General features: G+C 57.9%; 16 protein-coding genes. 10 read left to right on the forward strand and 6 right to left on the reverse strand.

The window, feature by feature from the left end:
- Positions 1–32: 32 nt before the first annotated feature.
- Positions 33–590: a DNA-3-methyladenine glycosylase I gene (locus AB4P91_RS05130; protein WP_115147905.1), complete on the reverse strand. Its 558-nt coding sequence runs from the start codon at positions 588–590 to the stop codon at positions 33–35.
- 81 nt (positions 591–671) lie between these two features.
- On the opposite strand from AB4P91_RS05130, the gene glyQ reads away from it, so the two are divergent.
- The 4 genes from glyQ (at position 672) to AB4P91_RS05150 (ending at position 5083) form a co-directional block, all read left to right on the forward strand.
- Positions 672–1625 (forward strand): glycine--tRNA ligase subunit alpha, encoded by a 954-nt coding sequence (gene glyQ, locus AB4P91_RS05135; protein WP_025112261.1) that lies wholly within the window; start codon positions 672–674, stop codon positions 1623–1625.
- Entirely contained in the window at positions 1622–3676 is a 2055-nt protein-coding gene (glyS, locus tag AB4P91_RS05140; RefSeq protein ID WP_210623295.1) for a glycine--tRNA ligase subunit beta, read from the forward strand. Before glyQ ends, glyS begins: the two co-directional genes overlap by 4 nt.
- A gap of 4 nt (positions 3677–3680) precedes the next feature.
- The gene (gene gmhB / locus AB4P91_RS05145) at positions 3681–4220 is read left to right on the forward strand and encodes a D-glycero-beta-D-manno-heptose 1,7-bisphosphate 7-phosphatase (protein WP_164488102.1); all 540 of its coding nucleotides are present in this window, start codon (positions 3681–3683) and stop codon (positions 4218–4220) included.
- Between the two features lie 83 nt (positions 4221–4303).
- Positions 4304–5083, forward strand: coding sequence for a 1-acyl-sn-glycerol-3-phosphate acyltransferase (locus AB4P91_RS05150; protein ID WP_150593322.1), 780 nt, complete (start codon positions 4304–4306; stop codon positions 5081–5083).
- A gap of 168 nt (positions 5084–5251) precedes the next feature.
- On the opposite strand, the gene AB4P91_RS05155 is transcribed toward AB4P91_RS05150, so the two are convergent.
- Positions 5252–6784: a sensor histidine kinase gene (locus tag AB4P91_RS05155; protein WP_395604444.1), complete on the reverse strand. Its 1533-nt coding sequence runs from the start codon at positions 6782–6784 to the stop codon at positions 5252–5254.
- 168 nt (positions 6785–6952) lie between these two features.
- Here AB4P91_RS05155 and AB4P91_RS05160 point away from each other — a divergent pair, with 168 nt between their 5' ends.
- Positions 6953–7672, forward strand: a complete 720-nt coding sequence (locus tag AB4P91_RS05160) for a response regulator transcription factor (RefSeq protein ID WP_150593324.1) — start codon at positions 6953–6955, stop codon at positions 7670–7672.
- 65 nt (positions 7673–7737) lie between these two features.
- Here AB4P91_RS05160 and gyrB read toward each other — a convergent pair whose 3' ends face one another.
- From gyrB to dnaA, 4 genes are read right to left on the reverse strand one after another with little or no spacing between them, the layout of a single operon-like run.
- Positions 7738–10155 carry a DNA topoisomerase (ATP-hydrolyzing) subunit B gene (gene gyrB / locus AB4P91_RS05165; protein ID WP_395604445.1) on the reverse strand — a complete coding sequence of 806 codons (2418 nt, stop codon included), beginning with the start codon at positions 10153–10155 and terminating at the stop codon, positions 7738–7740.
- A 5-nt stretch (positions 10156–10160) separates the two neighbouring features.
- Positions 10161–11264: a DNA replication/repair protein RecF gene (gene recF, locus AB4P91_RS05170; RefSeq protein WP_150593326.1), complete on the reverse strand. Its 1104-nt coding sequence runs from the start codon at positions 11262–11264 to the stop codon at positions 10161–10163.
- Positions 11265–11278: 14 nt separating this feature from the next.
- Entirely contained in the window at positions 11279–12382 is a 1104-nt protein-coding gene (gene dnaN, locus AB4P91_RS05175; RefSeq protein ID WP_042556902.1) for a DNA polymerase III subunit beta, read from the reverse strand.
- Positions 12383–12421: 39 nt separating this feature from the next.
- Positions 12422–13945: a chromosomal replication initiator protein DnaA gene (dnaA, locus tag AB4P91_RS05180; protein ID WP_150593327.1), complete on the reverse strand. Its 1524-nt coding sequence runs from the start codon at positions 13943–13945 to the stop codon at positions 12422–12424.
- A 565-nt stretch (positions 13946–14510) separates the two neighbouring features.
- Here dnaA and rpmH point away from each other — a divergent pair.
- From rpmH to mnmE, 5 genes are all read left to right on the forward strand, one after another.
- A complete protein-coding gene (rpmH, locus tag AB4P91_RS05185) occupies positions 14511–14645 on the forward strand; it encodes a 50S ribosomal protein L34 (RefSeq protein WP_003213577.1) in 135 nt (44 codons plus the stop codon).
- 16 nt (positions 14646–14661) lie between these two features.
- On the forward strand, positions 14662–15063 hold the full coding sequence (gene rnpA / locus AB4P91_RS05190; protein WP_042556900.1) for a ribonuclease P protein component: 402 nt from the start codon (positions 14662–14664) through the stop codon (positions 15061–15063).
- Complete coding sequence (gene yidD / locus AB4P91_RS05195; RefSeq protein ID WP_010465488.1) at positions 15056–15301, forward strand: membrane protein insertion efficiency factor YidD; 246 nt, start codon at positions 15056–15058, stop codon at positions 15299–15301. The genes rnpA and yidD overlap by 8 nt, the downstream gene beginning before the upstream one ends.
- 2 nt (positions 15302–15303) lie before the next feature.
- The gene (gene yidC, locus AB4P91_RS05200) at positions 15304–16986 is read left to right on the forward strand and encodes a membrane protein insertase YidC (protein ID WP_042556899.1); all 1683 of its coding nucleotides are present in this window, start codon (positions 15304–15306) and stop codon (positions 16984–16986) included.
- Positions 16987–17067: 81 nt separating this feature from the next.
- On the forward strand, positions 17068–18438 hold the full coding sequence (mnmE, locus tag AB4P91_RS05205) for a tRNA uridine-5-carboxymethylaminomethyl(34) synthesis GTPase MnmE (RefSeq protein ID WP_395604446.1): 1371 nt from the start codon (positions 17068–17070) through the stop codon (positions 18436–18438).
- Positions 18439–18450 lie beyond the last annotated feature (12 nt).

Genomic DNA, 18450 nt, shown 5'->3' on the forward strand with positions numbered 1-18450 from the left:
CCTGATCTTGTGCTGTGCGCGAGGCGGCCATTCTAACCGCCGTTGACGAGCTGCGCGTAGCGGTCGCAGTCGCGGGTGTGATCCATGACCATGCCCGAGGCCTGCATCAGCGCGTAGCAAATGGTCGGGCCGACGAACGTGAAGCCAGCTTTTTTCAGGCCTTTGCTCATCGCCAGCGCTTCGGGGGTGATTGCCGGGACTTCGCTGCGATCCTTGAAATGATTGATGATCGGCTGGCCGCCGACAAACGACCAGAGGAACGCCACCGGATCTTCCAGCGCCAGCCAGGCCTGGGCATTACGCCGGGCGGCATTGAGTTTGAGGCGGTTGCGGATGATCCCCGGATCGAGCATCAATTCTTCTATTTCCGCGTCACTCATCTGCGCCACACGTTGCACATCAAAGCCGAACAACACCTCACGATAGCGCTCGCGTTTGCGCAACACGGTGATCCAGGAAAGCCCGGCCTGGAACCCTTCGAGCAAAAGCAACTCGAACAAACCCTGCGCATCGCGTAGCGGCGTGCCCCACTCCTGATCGTGATAAGCCATGTACAGCGGATCTTCGGTGCACCAAAAGCAGCGTGGCATAAGGCTCCAGGGGGTGGAGGTGCGACTGAATCGGGTATACTCCCGCTCTTTAAATCGCAGCCCAAGAAACAGGTGAATTTCGTGAGCCAGCCTACGCCAGCCGTGCGTACCTTCCAAGACTTGATCCTCGCGCTCCAGCAATACTGGGCCGAGCAAGGTTGTGTGGTACTTCAGCCCTACGATATGGAAGTAGGCGCCGGCACTTTCCACACCGCGACCTTCCTGCGCGCCATCGGCCCGGAAACCTGGAACGCCGCTTACGTGCAGCCAAGCCGCCGTCCGACTGACGGCCGTTACGGCGAAAACCCGAACCGTCTGCAGCACTACTATCAGTTCCAGGTAGTCCTGAAGCCGAACCCGGACAACTTCCAGGAACTGTACCTGGGCTCCCTCAAGCATGTCGGCCTGGACCCGTTGGTTCACGACATTCGCTTCGTCGAAGACAACTGGGAATCGCCGACCCTCGGCGCCTGGGGTCTGGGCTGGGAAGTCTGGCTGAACGGCATGGAAGTGACTCAGTTCACTTACTTCCAGCAGGCGGGCGGCATCGAGTGCTACCCGGTGACCGGCGAAATCACCTACGGTCTCGAGCGTCTGGCCATGTACCTGCAGGGCGTGGATTCGGTCTACGACCTGGTCTGGGCTGACGGCCCGATGGGCAAAGTCACCTACGGCGATGTGTTCCACCAGAACGAAGTGGAGCAATCCACCTACAACTTCGAACACGCCAACGTCGACAAACTGTTCGAACTGTTCGACTTCTATGAAAGCGAAGCCAAGCGCCTGATCGAACTCGACCAGCCGTTGCCGCTGCCGAGCTACGAAATGGTCCTGAAGGCCTCGCACACCTTCAACCTGCTGGATGCGCGCCGGGCAATCTCGGTGACCGCGCGTCAGCAATACATCCTGCGCGTACGCACCCTGGCGCGTTCCGTTGCGCAAGCCTACCTGCTGGCGCGCGCCAAGTTGGGCTTCCCGATGGCGACCCCGGACCTGCGTGACGAAGTACTGGCCAAGCTGGAGGCTGCACAATGAGTGCGCAAGATTTTCTGGTTGAACTGGGCACCGAAGAACTGCCACCCAAAGCGCTGAACACTTTGGCTGACGCGTTCCTCGCCGGTATCGACAAGGGCCTGCAAGCTGCCGGCCTGAGCTATGAAGCAAAAACCGTCTACGCCGCGCCGCGTCGTCTGGCTGTGTTGATTACCGCGCTGGCCACCCAGCAACCGGATCGCAGCATCAATCTCGACGGCCCGCCACGTCAGGCGGCTTTCGATGCCGAAGGCAATCCGACCCAGGCAGCCTTGGGCTTCGCCAAGAAGTGCGGCGTCGACCTGAGCGAAATCGATCAGAGCGGCCCGAAACTGCGTTACAGCCAGAGCATCGCCGGCAAGCCGACCGCGAGCCTGCTGCCGACCATCGTCGAAGATTCGCTGAACGACCTGCCGATCCCGAAACGCATGCGTTGGGGTGCGCGCAAAGAAGAATTCGTGCGTCCGACCCAATGGCTGGTGATGCTGCTCGGTGACCAGGTCATCGACTGCACCATCCTCGCGCAGAAGGCTGGCCGTGACTCCCGTGGCCACCGCTTCCACCATCCGGAAAACGTGCGCATCGGTTCGCCGGCAAGCTACCTGTCCGACCTGCGTGCCGCTTACGTTCTGGCCGACGCCAACGAGCGGCGCGAGATCATCAGCAAGCGCACCGAAGAGCTGGCAACCCGTCAGGAAGGCACCGCAATCGTTCCGCCGGCGCTGCTCGACGAAGTGACCGCGCTGGTTGAATGGCCGGTGCCGCTGGTGTGCTCGTTTGAGGAACGTTTCCTCGACGTGCCGCAAGAAGCACTGATCACCACCATGCAGGACAACCAGAAGTACTTCTGCCTGCTGGATGCCGACGGCAAGTTGCTGCCACGTTTCATCACCGTGGCCAACATCGAAAGCAAAGACCCGCAGCAGATCATCGCCGGTAACGAGAAAGTCGTTCGCCCACGCCTGACCGACGCCGAGTTCTTCTTCAAGCAAGACAAGAAGCAGAAGCTCGAAGTGTTCAACGATCGCCTGAAGAACGTGGTGTTCCAGGAAAAACTCGGCAGCGTCTATGACAAGGCCGAGCGCGTATCGAAACTGGCGGCTTACATCGCCGCACGCATCGGCGGCAACGCTTCGTGGGCTGCCCGCGCAGGCTTGCTGTCGAAGTGCGACCTGTCCACCGAAATGGTCGGCGAGTTCCCGGAGATGCAAGGTGTCGCCGGCTACTACTACGCCCTCAATGACGGCGAGCCGCAAGACGTCGCGCTGGCGCTGAACGAGCAGTACATGCCGCGCGGTGCCGGTGCTGAACTGCCTGCGACCCTGACCGGTGCAGCCGTCGCCATTGCCGACAAGCTCGACACACTGGTCGGCATCTTCGGTATCGGCATGCTGCCGACCGGCAGCAAGGACCCGTATGCCCTGCGCCGTGCGGCACTGGGCGTGCTGCGTATCCTGATCGAGAAAAAACTCGATCTCGATCTGAACGACGCCGTGGCTTTCGCCGTGAATGCGTTCGGTACCAAGGTCAAGGCTGCTGGTCTTAACGAAGCGGTGCTGGAATTCATCTTCGACCGTCTGCGTGCGCGTTACGAAGACGAAGGTGTCGATGTCGCCACTTACCTGTCGGTACGTGCGCTGAAGCCGGGTTCGGCGCTGGACTTCGACCAGCGTGTGCAAGCGGTGCAAGCCTTCCGCAAACTGCCGGAAGCGGCAGCGTTGGCAGCGGTGAACAAGCGGGTTTCCAACCTGCTGAGCAAAGTTGAAGGCGCCGTGCCAAGCGTGGTTGAAGCCAAGTACTTCGACAACGCCAACGAGTTCTCGCTGTACTCCGCGATCCAGCAAGCGGATCAGGCTGTGCAGCCAATGGCTGCGGCGCGTCAGTACAACGAATCACTGGCACGCCTTGCAGCATTGCGCGAGCCGGTGGATGCGTTCTTCGACGCGGTAATGGTCAATGCCGAAGACGCCAAAGTGCGGGCCAACCGTTACGCGCTGCTGGCGCGTCTGCGGGGCCTGTTCCTGGGTGTTGCCGACATTTCGTTGCTGGGTTGAGGGACTGCTGTTGAAACTGCTAATTCTCGATCGGGACGGAGTGATCAATTACGACTCCGACGCTTACATCAAGTCGGTGGCGGAGTGGATTCCTTTGCCCGGCTCGATCGAGGCGATTGCGCAGTTGAGCAAGGCCGGCTGGACGGTGGCGGTTGCCACTAACCAGTCGGGCATTGCTCGCGGCTATTACGACCTCGCCACCCTCGACGCCATGCACGCGCGTTTGCGCGCATTGGTAGCGGAGCAGGGCGGTGAAGTCGGGCTGATCGTGTACTGCCCGCATGGGCCGGACGAGGGTTGCGATTGCCGCAAACCGAAACCGGGCATGCTGAAAACCATCGCGGCGCATTACCACGTCGAACTGAACAATGTCTGGTTCGTCGGCGACAGCCTTGGTGACCTGGAGGCCGCCAAAGCCGTCGATTCACAGCCAGTTTTGGTAAAGACCGGAAAAGGCGAAAAGACTCAGGGCAAAACCCTGCCGGTTGGCACTCTGATTTTTGACGATCTGGCGGCGATTGCCGCAGAACTTATCCACAACTAGAGTACTTCTGAAATTCCTGACCAGGGATTGATCGGGAGTGCGCTTGAACAGACGGGCATTGCCCCGTAACGGTAAACGTCGCCATGTCGATACTGCGGGCCTTCAGAATCTTTCTCTTTTACCTGCTGCTGGGCACCACGTCCTTACTGTGGTGCAGCCTGAGCTTTTTTATCGCGCCCTTTTTGCCATTCAAGGCGCGCTATCGCTTCATCAACGTGTACTGGTGCCGCTGTGCCTTGTGGTTGAGCAAGGTGTTCCTGGGTATCCGTTACGACATCAAAGGCGCGGAAAATGTGCCAGACCGGCCCTGCGTGATTCAATCGAACCACCAGAGCACTTGGGAGACGTTTTTCCTCTCCGCTTATTTCTCGCCTTTGAGCCAGGTGCTCAAGCGCGAATTGCTGTTCGTGCCTTTCTTCGGCTGGGCCATGGCCATGCTGCGACCGATCGCGATTGATCGCGACAACCCGAAAGCGGCGCTCAAGCAAGTCGCGGCGAAAGGTGACGAGCTACTCAAAGACAATGTCTGGGTGCTGATTTTTCCGGAAGGCACTCGCGTCCCCTACGGCACTGTCGGAAAATTCTCCCGCAGTGGCAGCGCTTTGGCGGTGAATGCCGAGCTTCCGGTACTGCCGATTGCACACAATGCCGGCAAATTCTGGCCAAAAACCGGTTGGGCCAAACAGCCCGGAGTGATCACTGTGGTCATCGGCGAACCGATGTACGCCGAAGGTACTGGGCCGCGAGCCATTGCTACATTGAACGACCGGGTGCAAGCCTGGAACGAGCAGACGCAACGGGAAATGGGTTCATTGCCACCTGCGCCACAGGCGCCCGCTGAAAGTGGTCAGATCGCTGTCTGAGATTTTGTGGATAACCTGTGTACGCTTTTCTTGAAAAAGCTTGAATATTAGAGATAACTTGCTGATTTACTTATATATTTCTCAATCTCATAAAACGCCAAAAAAGGTGCATAAGTTTTTTTTGGATGTAAAAAAACCGGCTGATATAGCCGGTTTTTTTGTGCCTGTTCATTCCACGATCAGCGGTAACTCCAGCCTGAACGTCGTGCCTTGATCGACCACACTGCGGCATTCGATTTTGCCGCCATGGTGATCGATCACGGCTTTGACCATCGACAGGCCCAGACCAACGCCATCAATGCCCTGAGCCGAAGAAAAGCGTCGGTATTGGCTGAACAGATCGGGCAGTTCCTCGGCGGCAATGCCTTTGCCCTGATCAATCAGCTCGCAACGGAGCCAATCGTCCTGACACGTCACGCGCAACTGAATCGTGGTGTCAGCCGGGCTGTACTTGATGGCGTTTTCCAGCAGATTGAACAACGCACGGGTCATCAGGCCTTGGTCAGCAGATACCAGTCGCTCCTGGGACTGCTCGTCCATGTCGTGCAGCAGTTCGATGCGTTTCTGCTGAGCGATCGGCAAGGCCTGATCGAGCACGTCCAGTACCAGCATCCCGAACAACGTCGGCTGGAACTGATACGTCTCGGATTCAGCCCTCGCCAACAATACAAAGCCATCGGTCAGATCCAGAGCGCGGTGAACCTGACGCTCGATTTGTTCGAACAATGGCGCATCTGCCCCCGCCTGATGACGATGTACGTCAAGCAGAGCGAGGATCGCCGAGTGCGGCGCACGTAGATCATGGGAGAGGAAGCGCAGCAAGACGCCGCGTTGCTCCTCGGCGGCGCGCTCGGCGCTCAGGTCGGTCAAACTCAGCAACCAGCCGATTGGGGTGTCACCATCCACCGGCAGCAACGCAGCACGCTCAAGGCGCAGGCTGCGCTCCTTGTGATCACGAAACTCCAGTAACGGCAGTGCGGATAACAGAGGACGCGGGGCTGTGGACAACTCTGGATATCCGAGCAGCGCCAACTGATCGACAACGTCGTCACCCACCAAAGCATGATCGAACAGCTGGCGTGCCTTGCGATTGCCCAAAAGGATCTGGCCTTTGGGATCGCTGATGAGCGTGGCGACGGGTAAATATTCCAGACCGTCAGCGATAAAGCGCCGGGTATCGCGGGTGCGACTCATGGCTTGTTCGAGCGCCATGATCTGGCGCTGCAAGTGATCAGCGCCGGTGAACTGAGCGCGGCGGCGTTCGGGAAAAACTTTCGGTTCGCTGTCCAGCCGCGCCAACTCCCAACCGAAGTACGTCAGCACCACACTCAGGCGTCGCCAGTTCCAGATCAGATAGCCGAACAACATGCCCAGCATCGCTGGCGTCGGCGACCACCACTCGCGGATTTCCGCCAGCCCGAGGCTCGTCAGCAGCACGCCGGCCATGCCGATCAGCGTCATCCAAAGGGCCAGACGTGGACGCCATAACAGCAGCCCAAGAACGCAAGCCACCAGGCCCACCGAGAGCAATGCGCCAAGGCTCGGGGATGCGTCATTCAGATTGACCTGCGCTCGATACGATAACAGCGCAGTCAGCGGCAACAGCACTAGACTTATCCACAACCACTCGCGCACCAACTGGCGAAACAGTCGCTGCACCTGGCTAGGCTCTCGGCTTTCATGCCGTCTGCGGTCATTCATGAGAAATAGGGCAGGGTGGTTTGAATGGTTTCATAGGTCACAGGTCTGATACTCGACCCGAAGAATCATAGCGGACGTCGACCAACGGCGGGCCGCTTACTTTCCTGAAGATCGCCGAACGACTATGGTCGACGCCCTACTGCCCCCAGCAACAAGGAACCCTCGCGTATGCGCGTTGCGATACTGGACGACGAACCCGCCGAACTGCGCCGGGTCGAGCAGACCCTGCAGCAAATGGCCGAAGCCGGCGAACAGCCGTGGTCGCTGCACAGCTTCGAGCGCGGTGATGACCTGCTGCGACAGCTGCGCCGGGAAACCTTCGACCTGTTGATCCTCGACTGGCAACTGCCTGACCTCACCGGGCTGGCCTTGTTGCGCTGGACCCGTGAACACATGGAGGCGCCACCGGCGGCGATCATGCTCACCAGCCGTGATGGCGAAAGCGATATCGTCCAGGCCCTGAATGCGGGTGCCGACGACTACGTCAGCAAACCGTTCCGGCCCAACGAACTGAAAGCCCGAGTCGCCGCAGTATTACGCCGCCACAGCCAGCCACGCAGCGCTGCAACCGAAGTACTGAGCTTCAATGACCTGACCTTCGATGACGCCGAGTTGACGGTCACCCGTGAGGGCAAACCGATCGTCATGACCGAACGCGAATATCGCCTCGCACGATGCCTGTTCAGCAACCTCGGCCGACCGCTGTCGCGGGATTACCTCTATGAGCGCTTCTGGCCCCATGAAGAAGTCGCCTCATCGCGGCCCTTGGACACGCACATCTATCGACTGCGCAACAAGCTGGGGCTGACGGCGGATCGCGGCTGGCAGTTGTTGACGATTTATGGGTATGGGTATCGGCTGGAAAGTGTGGCGACAGCACAAGAATAAGATCAAGGCAGCCAAAAAAAAGGCCAACGCAAATGCGTTGGCCTTTTTGTTGGTGCTGACCGGGATCAGAAATCCAGGTTGGATACCGCCAGCGCATTGCTCTCGATGAACTCACGGCGAGGTTCGACCGCATCACCCATCAGGGTGTTGAAGATCTGGTCCGCGCCAATGGCGTCTTCGATAGTGACCTTCAGCATGCGACGCGAGCTTGGGTCCATGGTGGTTTCCCACAGCTGATCCGGGTTCATTTCGCCCAGACCTTTGTATCGCTGGATGGTGTGGCGCTTGGTGCTTTCGGCCATCAGCCAGTCCAGGGCTTCCTTGAACTCGGTGACCGCTTTCTTGCGTTCGCCGCGCTGGATGTACGCGCCTTCGTCGAGCAGGGTACTCAGTTGAGCGCCGAGAGTGACGACAGTTTTGTAGTCGTTACTGCCGAAGAAGTCGCGGTTGAACGTCACGTAGTTCGACAGGCCGTGGGAGATCAATTCGACCTCCGGCAGCCACACGCCACGTTCACGATCTTCACGCAGGCTGGCCTTGTAGACCAGACCGGACTTCTCGACGGTACGCAGACGGACTTCGTACTGAGCCAGCCACTCTTGCATCGCAGCGTGGTCGCCGAGCTTTTCAAGGCTGACGGCCGGCAGATAGATGAAGTGCTCGGTCAGCTCCTGTGGGTACAGGCGCGACAGACGCTTGAGGGTCTTCATCACCATGCGGAAGTCATTCACCAGACGTTCCAGCGCCGGGCCGGAAATGCCTGGTGCTTCTTCGTTCAAGTGCAGGCTCGCATCTTCCAGGGCCGACTGCGTCATGTACTCTTCCATGGCGTCGTCGTCTTTGATGTATTGCTCTTGCTTGCCTTTCTTGACCTTGTACAGCGGCGGCTGAGCGATGTAGATATAGCCACGCTCAATCAGCTCCGGCAACTGACGGAAGAAGAAGGTCAGCAGCAGCGTACGGATGTGCGAACCGTCGACGTCAGCATCGGTCATGATGATGATGTTGTGATAGCGCAGCTTGTCGATGTTGTACTCGTCGCGCCCGATGCCGCAGCCAAGCGCGGTGATCAAGGTGCCCACTTCCTGGGAAGAGATCATCTTGTCAAAGCGCGCCTTCTCGACGTTGAGGATCTTACCCTTCAACGGCAGGATGGCCTGGGTCCTGCGGTTACGCCCCTGCTTGGCAGAGCCGCCCGCGGAGTCACCTTCCACGAGGTACAGTTCGGACAGCGCCGGGTCTTTTTCCTGGCAGTCGGCCAGTTTGCCCGGCAGGCCGGCGATGTCCAGCGCGCCTTTGCGGCGGGTCATCTCGCGGGCCTTGCGCGCCGCTTCACGGGCACGTGCTGCATCGATCATCTTGCCGACAACGAGCTTGGCTTCGTTCGGGTTTTCCAGCAGGAAGTCGGAGAAGTATTTGCCCATTTCCTGTTCGACGGCGGTCTTCACTTCGGAAGAGACCAGCTTGTCTTTGGTCTGGGAGCTGAACTTCGGATCCGGCACTTTCACCGAAATGATCGCGGTCAGGCCTTCACGCGCATCGTCACCCGTGGTGGCGACTTTGTGCTTCTTCGCCAGGCCTTCAGCTTCGATGTAGGTGTTCAGGTTACGCGTCAGTGCGGAACGGAAGCCCACCAGGTGAGTGCCGCCGTCGCGCTGCGGAATGTTGTTGGTGAAACACAACAGGTTCTCGTTGAAGCTATCGTTCCACTGCAAGGCGATTTCCACGCCGATGCCGTCTTCACGCTGGATGTTGAAGTGGAACACTTGGTTGACCGGGGTCTTGTTGGTGTTCAGGTATTCAACGAACGCACGCAGGCCACCTTCGTATTTGAACAGTTCTTCCTTGCCGCTGCGCTCGTCTTTAAGGACGATGCCGACACCGGAGTTGAGGAAGGACAGTTCACGAATGCGCTTGGCCAGGATGTCCCAGCTGAAGTGAATGTTCTTGAAGGTTTCATCGGAAGGGCGGAAGTGAATCTGCGTACCCGTGGTCTCGCTGTCGCCACCGATTTTCATCGGCTCTTGCGGAACGCCGTGCACGTAAGTCTGTTCCCAGATCTTGCCGCTACGGCGCACGGTCAGAATCAGCTCTTCGGACAGTGCGTTCACCACGGAAACACCCACACCGTGCAGACCACCGGATACCTTGTAGGAGTTGTCGTCGAACTTACCGCCAGCGTGGAGGACGGTCATGATGACCTCGGCGGCGGAAACGCCTTCCTCTTTGTGCACGTCTACCGGGATGCCACGGCCGTTATCGCGAACGGTGATGGACTCATCCGGGTGGATAATGATGCTGATGTCATCGCAGTGGCCGGCGAGGGCTTCGTCGATCGAGTTGTCGACCACTTCGAACACCATGTGGTGCAGACCGCTGCCATCGTCGGTGTCACCAATGTACATACCGGGACGTTTGCGTACGGCATCCAGGCCTTTCAGCACTTTAATGCTCGTTGAGTCGTACGTATTTTCTTCGCTCAATGCCTTCACTCCCGATGGTCGTGGGTCTGGGTGATACGGCCCTGTTCCACGTGGAACAAAGCGACTGGCGTTTCCGTCTGCCAGCCTTCCCTCAATAATTCGTGATCTACACAGGTAATAAAAACCTGGCAGCGTAAGTCTTCCAACAAGCGGCACAGCGCACGACGGTGGTTCTCGTCCAGCTCGGACGGCAAGTCATCCACCAGATAAATACACTGACCGCGACGGGCCTGGCTCACCAGATGCCCTTGGGCAATCCGCAATGCACAGACCACCAACTTCTGCTGACCCCGGGACAAGATGTCCGCGGCGTTGTGTGCGCCCAATCTAAGACGCAAATCAGCTCGTTGTGGCCCAGCCTGGGTATGGCCAATCTGCTGATCCCGTTGCAGGGACCCAGCAAGTACGGCACTCAACTCCCGGTCTTTGTCCCAACCTCGGTAATAGCTGAGCGTCAAACCTTCGAGCTCAACCAGTTCACTCAAGGTTTGTTCAAAGACTGGTTTCAAGGCTTTGATGTAAGCGCGGCGGTATTCATCGATTTCAGCGCTGGCCTGGCACAGTTCCCTGTCCCAAACCGCTTGTGAAACGGCGTCAAGTGTACCATGCCGCAGCCAAGAGTTTCTCTGGCGCAGGGCCTTCTGCAAGCGCTGCCAAGTGGCCATGAACCGAGCCTCGACGTGGAACACGCCCCAATCGAGAAACTGCCGGCGAATCTTCGGCGCGCCTTCCAGCAAGCGGAAGCTGTCCGGGTTGATCAACTGCAGCGGCAGGATTTCCGCAAGTTGCGCCGCGCTACGGGCATTCTGCCCGTCGATGCGGATCTGGAACTCGCCCTGACGGTCGCGTGATATTCCCAAAGCGCTGTGGCCACCCTCGGCCAGTTCGACCTGACCAAACACCGTGCAGGCGAGTTGCTCGTACTGGATGACTGGCAACAGCCGCGTGCTGCGAAACGAACGGGCAAGCCCCAGCAGGTGAATGGCTTCCAGAACACTGGTTTTGCCGCTGCCGTTGGCGCCGTAAAGGATGTTGATGCGGGGGGAGGGGGAGAAGGTCACCGGGTGCAGATTGCGCACCGCGGTGACCGAAACACGACTTAAGGACATCCAGGATCAGCTGTTTACAGGCGCATCGGCATGACAACGTAAGCCGAATCGTCGTTGTCGGACTCTTGCACCAGCGCACTGCTGTTGGAGTCGGACAGGATCAGACGAACCTGCTCGGTGGTCATCACGCCCAGCACATCGAGCAAGTAGCTCACGTTGAAGCCGATCTCCAGAGAGCCGCCGTTGTATTCAACGCCCACTTCTTCTTCCGCTTCTTCCTGCTCCGGGTTGTTGGCCTGAATCTTCAACTGACCACTGGCCAGTTGCAGACGGATACCGCGGTATTTCTCGTTGGACAGAATCGCGGTACGGCTGAACGCTTCACGCAGTGCCTGACGATCGCCCAGCACCAGCTTGTCGCCGCCCTTCGGCAGAACGCGCTCGTAGTCCGGGAACTTGCCGTCGACCAGTTTCGAGGTGAAGGTGAATTCACCCGTGGTGGCGCGAATGTGATGCTGACCCAAGACGATGCTGACAATGCCGTCCGGCTCGGTCAGCAAACGCGCCAGTTCGAGAATGCCTTTGCGCGGCACGATCACCTGGTGGCGATCCGGCTGACCGATATCGGCCTTCATCGAGCACATCGCCAGACGGTGACCATCGGTGGCCACTGCGCGGATGATGCCTTCCGAGACTTCCAGCAGCATACCGTTGAGGTAGTAACGCACGTCCTGTTGGGCCATGGCGAAGCTGGTGCGTTCGATCAGACGACGCAGTCTGCTTTGCTCCAGGCTGCAGGTCAGCGAGCCTGGACCTTCTTCCACAGTCGGGAAGTCATTGGCAGGAAGGGTCGACAGGGTAAAGCGGCTACGACCGGCCTTCACCACCAGCTTCTGCTCGTCGACTTTGATGTCGATCAGTGCATCGTTGGGCAGGCTCTTGCAGATATCCATCAGTTTGCGCGCAGGCACGGTGATGGAACCTGTTTCAGCCGGCTCTTCAAGTTGCACACGACCGACCAGCTCGACTTCCAGGTCGGTACCGGTCAGCGACAATTGCTGGCCTTCGACAACCAGCAGCACGTTAGAGAGTACCGGCAAGGTCTGTCGGCGCTCAACGACGCCTGCGACCAGTTGCAGGGGTTTCAACAGGGCTTCGCGTTGAATGGTGAAATGCATGGTCTAGTCCCTTGCCTTAATAAGCTGCGCTGGTGTTCATCAAGTGGTCAGTGTACGCAGCAGGTTCTTGTAGTCCTCGCGGATGTCCGCGTCGGATTCCTTAAGTTCGTTGATCTTGCGGCAGGCGTGCAAAACAGTCGTGTGGTCGCGGCCACCAAACACATCACCGATTTCCGGCAGGCTGTGGTTGGTCAGTTCTTTGGACAGTGCCATGGCGACCTGACGCGGACGTGCCACCGAGCGCGAACGGCGCTTGGACAGCAGATCGGAAATCTTGATCTTGTAGTACTCGGCGACGGTACGCTGAATGTTATCCACAGAGACAAGTTTGTCTTGCAACGCCAGCAGGTCTTTCAGGGATTCGCGAATCAACTCGATGGTGATGTCGCGGCCCATGAAGTGCGAATGGGCAATCACGCGTTTCAGCGCGCCTTCCAGCTCACGGACGTTGGAGCGAATGCGCTGGGCAATGAAAAACGCTGCATCGTGTGGCAAGTCGACTTTGGCCTGGTCGGCCTTCTTCATCAGGATTGCTACGCGGGTTTCCAGTTCTGGCGGCTCGACGGCAACGGTCAGGCCCCAGCCAAAACGGGATTTCAGGCGTTCTTCCAGGCCCTCGATTTCTTTCGGATAGCGGTCACTGGTGAGAATGACCTGCTGGCCACCTTCAAGCAGGGCATTGAAGGTGTGGAAAAACTCTTCCTGGGAACGTTCCTTACGGGCGAAGAACTGAATATCGTCGATCAGCAACGCATCCACCGAACGGTAGAAGCGCTTGAACTCGTTGATAGCGTTCAGTTGCAGCGCCTTGACCATGTCGGCCACGAAACGCTCGGAATGCAGGTACACGACCTTGGCATTCGGGTTCTTCTTTAATAGATGGTTACCCACCGCGTGCATCAAGTGGGTTTTACCCAGGCCAACGCCACCATAAAGGAAGAGTGGGTTGTAGCCATGCTTTGGGTTGTCCGCCACTTGCCAGGCTGCCGCGCGGGCGAGCTGGTTGGACTTACCTTCGACGAAGTTTTCGAAGGTGAACGTGCGGTTCAGGTAACTGGTGTGCTTGAGCGCACCTTCGACCTGCACAGTGCGCTGTTCGGCGCGAACCGGTGCCTGCTGCGACGCTGCACCGGCCATCGGGTCGAAGCTGTCGCGAGAAGGTTCTTCGCTGACTTCAGCAGTTCGCTGTGTCGAACGCTTTGGCGAAGTTGGCGCCGGAGCCGGCGCTGGCACGCTTGTCGGTGCGTGGTTGGCATGGGCCAGGGACGCTTGCGCGGCGGCTAACGGGGCATTCGGGGCCGCACGCGGAGCCGAGCTGCGTTTGCTACCTATTAATAAGGATAGCGCCGGCGCCATACCGTTGCCGTGCTCATCCAGCAGTTCGAGGACGCGCCCGAGGTACTTTTCGTTGACCCAGTCCAGCACAAAACGGTTCGGTGCATAGACGCGCAACTCGTCGCCTTCGGCTTCGACCTGTAGTGGACGGATCCAGGTGTTGAATTGTTGGGCAGGCAGCTCTTCGCGCAAAAGCTCCACGCACTGCTGCCAAAGTTCCACTGACACGGATATCCCCTAAGTTGAAAGCCGGTGAGGCAAAAACAAGCGGCCATTGTAGCGGCGAGCCGTCCACTTATCCACATGCAGGTTGCCCCCCATCCATGATTTATCACTGCGGCAAACGGAAAAAAGTCGACCAACGGTGTGTGAATAAGCTCTGTGGATAACCGCGCCTAAGGGCATTGGACAAGTGGGGGCTGAACTCGGTGGATAACGTGCCTGTGGATAACAGCCCATTCCACGCACAGGTTATCCGACAGTGCAGCACAGGCTGACCACGGTTTTCCACTGTAGTTGTCATTCTCTGTACATCAGGTTAAACATGGCCTGAAGGTAGTTATCCACAGAAGATCGTGGCCCTAGCTTTTATAAGCTTTACAGAAAAGCTTTAAATAATTCCCTTCTTTATTTTTATGTATGGCGAACAGGCTTTCAGCCAAGAAGGTCCTGAGATCTATTTATAAGGAAACGTTGGTTGGAAATTGACCTGAAGCCTTGCTTTCTCTAGAATCCCCGGTCTCTTAAAACGGGGGCCATTCCGGCCCGTTGTGGACGAACCAGGTAACACGACATGAAACGTACTTTCCAACCAAGCACCATCAAACGCGCTCGTACCCACGGTTTCCGTGCTCGCATGGCTACCAAGAACGGTCGCGCAGTCCTGTCGCGTCGCCGCGCCAAAGGTCGTGCGCGTCTGGCAGTTTGATAATCCGGTACTGGAGGTGAGTCAGGACTTCAGTCGGGAAAAGCGTCTGCTTACCCCCCGGCATTTCAAGGCAGTCTTTGACTCCCCTACCGGCAAGGTTCCGGGGAAAAATCTCCTGCTCCTTGCGCGCAACAACGATCTTGATCACCCCCGTCTCGGGCTGGTTATCGGGAAAAAGAGCGTAAAGCTCTCCGTTGAGCGCAATCGCCTCAAACGTCTGATGCGCGAATCGTTCCGTCTGCACCAGGATTCACTGGTCGGCTGGGACATTGTTATCGTCGCGCGCAAAGGTTTGGGTGATGTAGAAAACCCCGAATTGATTCAGCATTTCGGCAAACTCTGGAAGCGTCTGGCCCGTAACAATCCAGTTCCAGCAGTCAAAACCGAAACTGTAGGGGTAGACAGTCCAGATGCGTAAACTGGCCCTCGTTCCGATCCAGTTTTATCGCTATGCCATTAGTCCTTTGATGGCCAGCCACTGTCGTTTCTACCCCAGTTGTTCCTGCTACGCGTATGAAGCCATTGAAAATCATGGCCTTCTGCGCGGTGGCTGGCTGACCTTTCGTCGTTTAGGTCGCTGTCATCCGTGGAATCCCGGTGGTTATGACCCGGTTCCACCTATCCCTACCTCCCGTTCTTCTTCGATGGCCGAGTAATCATGGATATCAAACGCACGATCCTGATCGTCGCCCTGGCAATCGTGTCCTACGTTATGGTTCTTAAATGGAACCAGGACTATGGCCAGGCTGCCCTGCCGACTCAGAATGTTGCTGCCAGTACGACTACATCCGGTTTGCCGGACACCGCCACTGGCAATAATGCTGCCGCCAGTGACGATATTCCGCGCTCCGCTAGCGATACCAGCGCACCTGCTGAAATTCCGGTGGCTGCCAGCAAGGATCTGATCCAGATTAAAACCGACGTGCTCGATCTTGCGATCGATCCACAAGGTGGCGACGTTGCTCAACTGACCTTGCCTCTGTATCCACGTCGTCAGGATCGTCCAGATGTTCCGTTCCAGCTGTTCGACAACGGCGGCGAACGCATTTATCTGGCGCAAAGCGGTCTGATCGGCACCAATGGCCCGGACGCAAATCCGGCTGGTCGCCCTCTCTACTCCGCCGAGAAGAAGACTTATCAACTGGCTGACGGTCAGGACCAACTGGTCGTTGATTTGAAGTTCAGCAAGGACGGCGTCAATTACATCAAGCGTTTCACTGTAAAACGCGGCCTGTATGACGTGACCGTTTCCTACATTGTGGATAACCAGAGCGCTCAGCCCTGGAATGGCGCAATGTTCGCTCAGTTGAAGCGCGACGACAGCGGCGATCCTTCGTCCACAACGGCTACCGGCACCGCGACTTACCTGGGCGCTGCCCTGTGGACAAGTTCGGAGCCGTACAAGAAAGTGTCCATGAAGGACATGGACAAGGCGCAACTCAAGGAAACCGTCACCGGTGGTTGGGTAGCCTGGCTGCAACACTACTTCGTGACCGCATGGATTCCGGCCAAGGGCGAAAACAACATCGTCCAGACCCGTAAAGACAGCAAAGGCAACTACATCATCGGTTACACCGGTCCGACTATGACCGCTGCACCAGGTGCCAAAGTTGAAACCAGTGCTGTTCTGTACGCCGGTCCGAAAAGCCAGGCCGTGCTGAAAGAGTTGTCCCCAGGTCTGGAACTGACTGTTGACTACGGCATCCTGTGGTTCATTGCTCAGCCGATTTTCTGGCTGCTGCAACACATCCACGCGATCGTGGGTAACTGGGGCTGGTCGATCATCTTCCTGACCATGCTGATCAAGGGTATTTTCTTCCCCCTGTCGGCTGCCAGCTACAAATCGATGGCGCGCATGCGTGCCGTTGCACCGAAACTGGCCGCATTGAAAGAGCAGCATGGCGATGACCGGCAGAAAATGTCGCAAGCCATGATGGAGCTGTACAAGAAAGAGAAGATCAATCCGCTGGGTGGCTGCTTGCCAATCCTCGTGCAGATGCCGGTTTTCCTTTCGCTGTACTGGGTTCTGCTGGAAAGCGTGGAGATGCGCCAAGCGCCGTTCATGCTGTGGATCACTGACCTGTCAATCAAGGATCCGTTCTTCATTCTGCCGATCATCATGGGCGCAACCATGTTCATCCAGCAGCAGCTGAACCCGACTCCTCCGGATCCGATGCAGGCGAAGGTCATGAAAATGATGCCAATCATCTTCACCTTCTTCTTCTTGTGGTTCCCGGCTGGTCTGGTGCTGTACTGGGTAGTGAACAACTGCCTGTCGATTGCACAACAGTGGTACATCACGCGTAAGATCGAAGCGGCGGCGAAAAAAGCCGAGGCGTAACTTGCTCTGTGGATAACACCACTCAAAACGCCCCCTAGTGGGGCGTTTTGCTATCTGCCACTTTTGTCTGGATTACGGTTTATGAGCGCACCTCGTGAAACCATCGCAGCTGTCGCCACCGCTCAAGGTCGCGGCGGTGTGGGCATTGTTCGAATTTCCGGTCCGCTGGCCAGTGTTGCGGCCAACGCTATCGCCGGTCGCGAACTTAAACCGCGGTACGCCCATTACGGCCCGTTTTACAGTGACGACCTACAGGTGCTCGACGAAGGTCTGGCGCTTTATTTCCCGGGGCCGAACTCATTTACTGGCGAAGACGTCCTGGAATTGCAGGGCCACGGCGGCCCGATCGTTCTGGACATGTTGCTCAAGCGTTGCCTGGAACTGGGTTGCCGTTTGGCTCGCCCAGGTGAATTCAGCGAACGCGCGTTTCTCAACGACAAACTCGACCTGGCCCAGGCCGAGGCGATTGCCGACCTGATCGAGGCCAGTTCTGCACAGGCGGCGCGCAATGCCCTGCGTTCGTTGCAAGGCGCATTCTCCCAGCGTGTGCATAACCTCACCGAACAGTTGATAGGCCTGCGTATCTACGTCGAGGCCGCCATCGACTTCCCGGAAGAAGAAATCGACTTCCTCGCCGATGGCCACGTATTGAGCATGCTCGACAAAGTGCGTGAGGAATTATCCACAGTACTGCGCGAAGCCGGCCAGGGTGCCTTGCTTCGCGATGGTATGACCGTGGTGATTGCCGGCCGTCCAAATGCCGGTAAGTCCAGTCTGCTGAATGCCTTGGCCGGCCGTGAGGCAGCGATCGTGACCGAGATTGCCGGTACCACGCGGGATATCCTGCGTGAACATATCCACATCGACGGTATGCCGCTGCACGTTGTGGATACCGCTGGCCTGCGAGATACCGACGATCAAGTGGAAAAGATCGGTGTCGAGCGCGCATTGAAAGCCATTTCTGAAGCGGATCGGGTGCTGTTGGTCGTAGACGCGTCGGCGCCTGAAGCGTTGGACCCGTTCGCCTTGTGGCCGGAATTTCTCGAGATCCGCCCGGACCCGGCGAAAGTCACTTTGATCCGCAATAAAGCAGATCTGACGGGCGAAGCAATTGCTCTGGAAACAAGCGACGACGGCCATGTGACCATCAGTCTGAGTGCGAAATCTGCAGGCGAAGGCCTGGAATTGCTGCGCGAACATCTCAAGGCCTGCATGGGCTACGAGCAAACCTCGGAAAGCAGCTTCAGCGCCCGTCGCCGGCACCTGGAGGCCTTGCGCCACGCCAGCGCGGCGCTGGAACACGGTCGAGCCCAACTGACGCTGGCGGGGGCGGGTGAGTTGCTGGCTGAAGATTTGCGCCAGGCCCAGCACTCTCTGGGTGAAATTACCGGTGCATTCAGCTCCGATGATCTGCTCGGACGAATCTTTTCCAGCTTCTGCATCGGTAAATAATCCCTTCTGCTG

Source organism: Pseudomonas sp. B21128 (assembly GCF_044218865.1).
GTDB lineage: Bacteria > Pseudomonadota > Gammaproteobacteria > Pseudomonadales > Pseudomonadaceae > Aquipseudomonas > Aquipseudomonas iridis.

What these genes read in the sequence shown, in the direction of transcription:
- mnmE (WP_395604446.1), top strand. Translation starts at nt 17,068, where the DNA reads ATGAGCGCACCTCGTGAAACCATCGCAGCTGTCGCCACCGCTCAAGGT.
- yidC (WP_042556899.1), top strand. Translation starts at nt 15,304, where the DNA reads ATGGATATCAAACGCACGATCCTGATCGTCGCCCTGGCAATCGTGTCC.
- AB4P91_RS05150 (WP_150593322.1), top strand. Translation starts at nt 4,304, where the DNA reads ATGTCGATACTGCGGGCCTTCAGAATCTTTCTCTTTTACCTGCTGCTG.
- glyS (WP_210623295.1), top strand. Translation starts at nt 1,622, where the DNA reads ATGAGTGCGCAAGATTTTCTGGTTGAACTGGGCACCGAAGAACTGCCA.
- AB4P91_RS05160 (WP_150593324.1), top strand. Translation starts at nt 6,953, where the DNA reads ATGCGCGTTGCGATACTGGACGACGAACCCGCCGAACTGCGCCGGGTC.
- rpmH (WP_003213577.1), top strand. Translation starts at nt 14,511, where the DNA reads ATGAAACGTACTTTCCAACCAAGCACCATCAAACGCGCTCGTACCCAC.
- dnaN (WP_042556902.1), bottom strand. Translation starts at nt 12,382, where the DNA reads ATGCATTTCACCATTCAACGCGAAGCCCTGTTGAAACCCCTGCAACTG.
- recF (WP_150593326.1), bottom strand. Translation starts at nt 11,264, where the DNA reads ATGTCCTTAAGTCGTGTTTCGGTCACCGCGGTGCGCAATCTGCACCCG.
- yidD (WP_010465488.1), top strand. Translation starts at nt 15,056, where the DNA reads ATGCGTAAACTGGCCCTCGTTCCGATCCAGTTTTATCGCTATGCCATT.
- AB4P91_RS05155 (WP_395604444.1), bottom strand. Translation starts at nt 6,784, where the DNA reads ATGAATGACCGCAGACGGCATGAAAGCCGAGAGCCTAGCCAGGTGCAG.
- AB4P91_RS05130 (WP_115147905.1), bottom strand. Translation starts at nt 590, where the DNA reads ATGCCACGCTGCTTTTGGTGCACCGAAGATCCGCTGTACATGGCTTAT.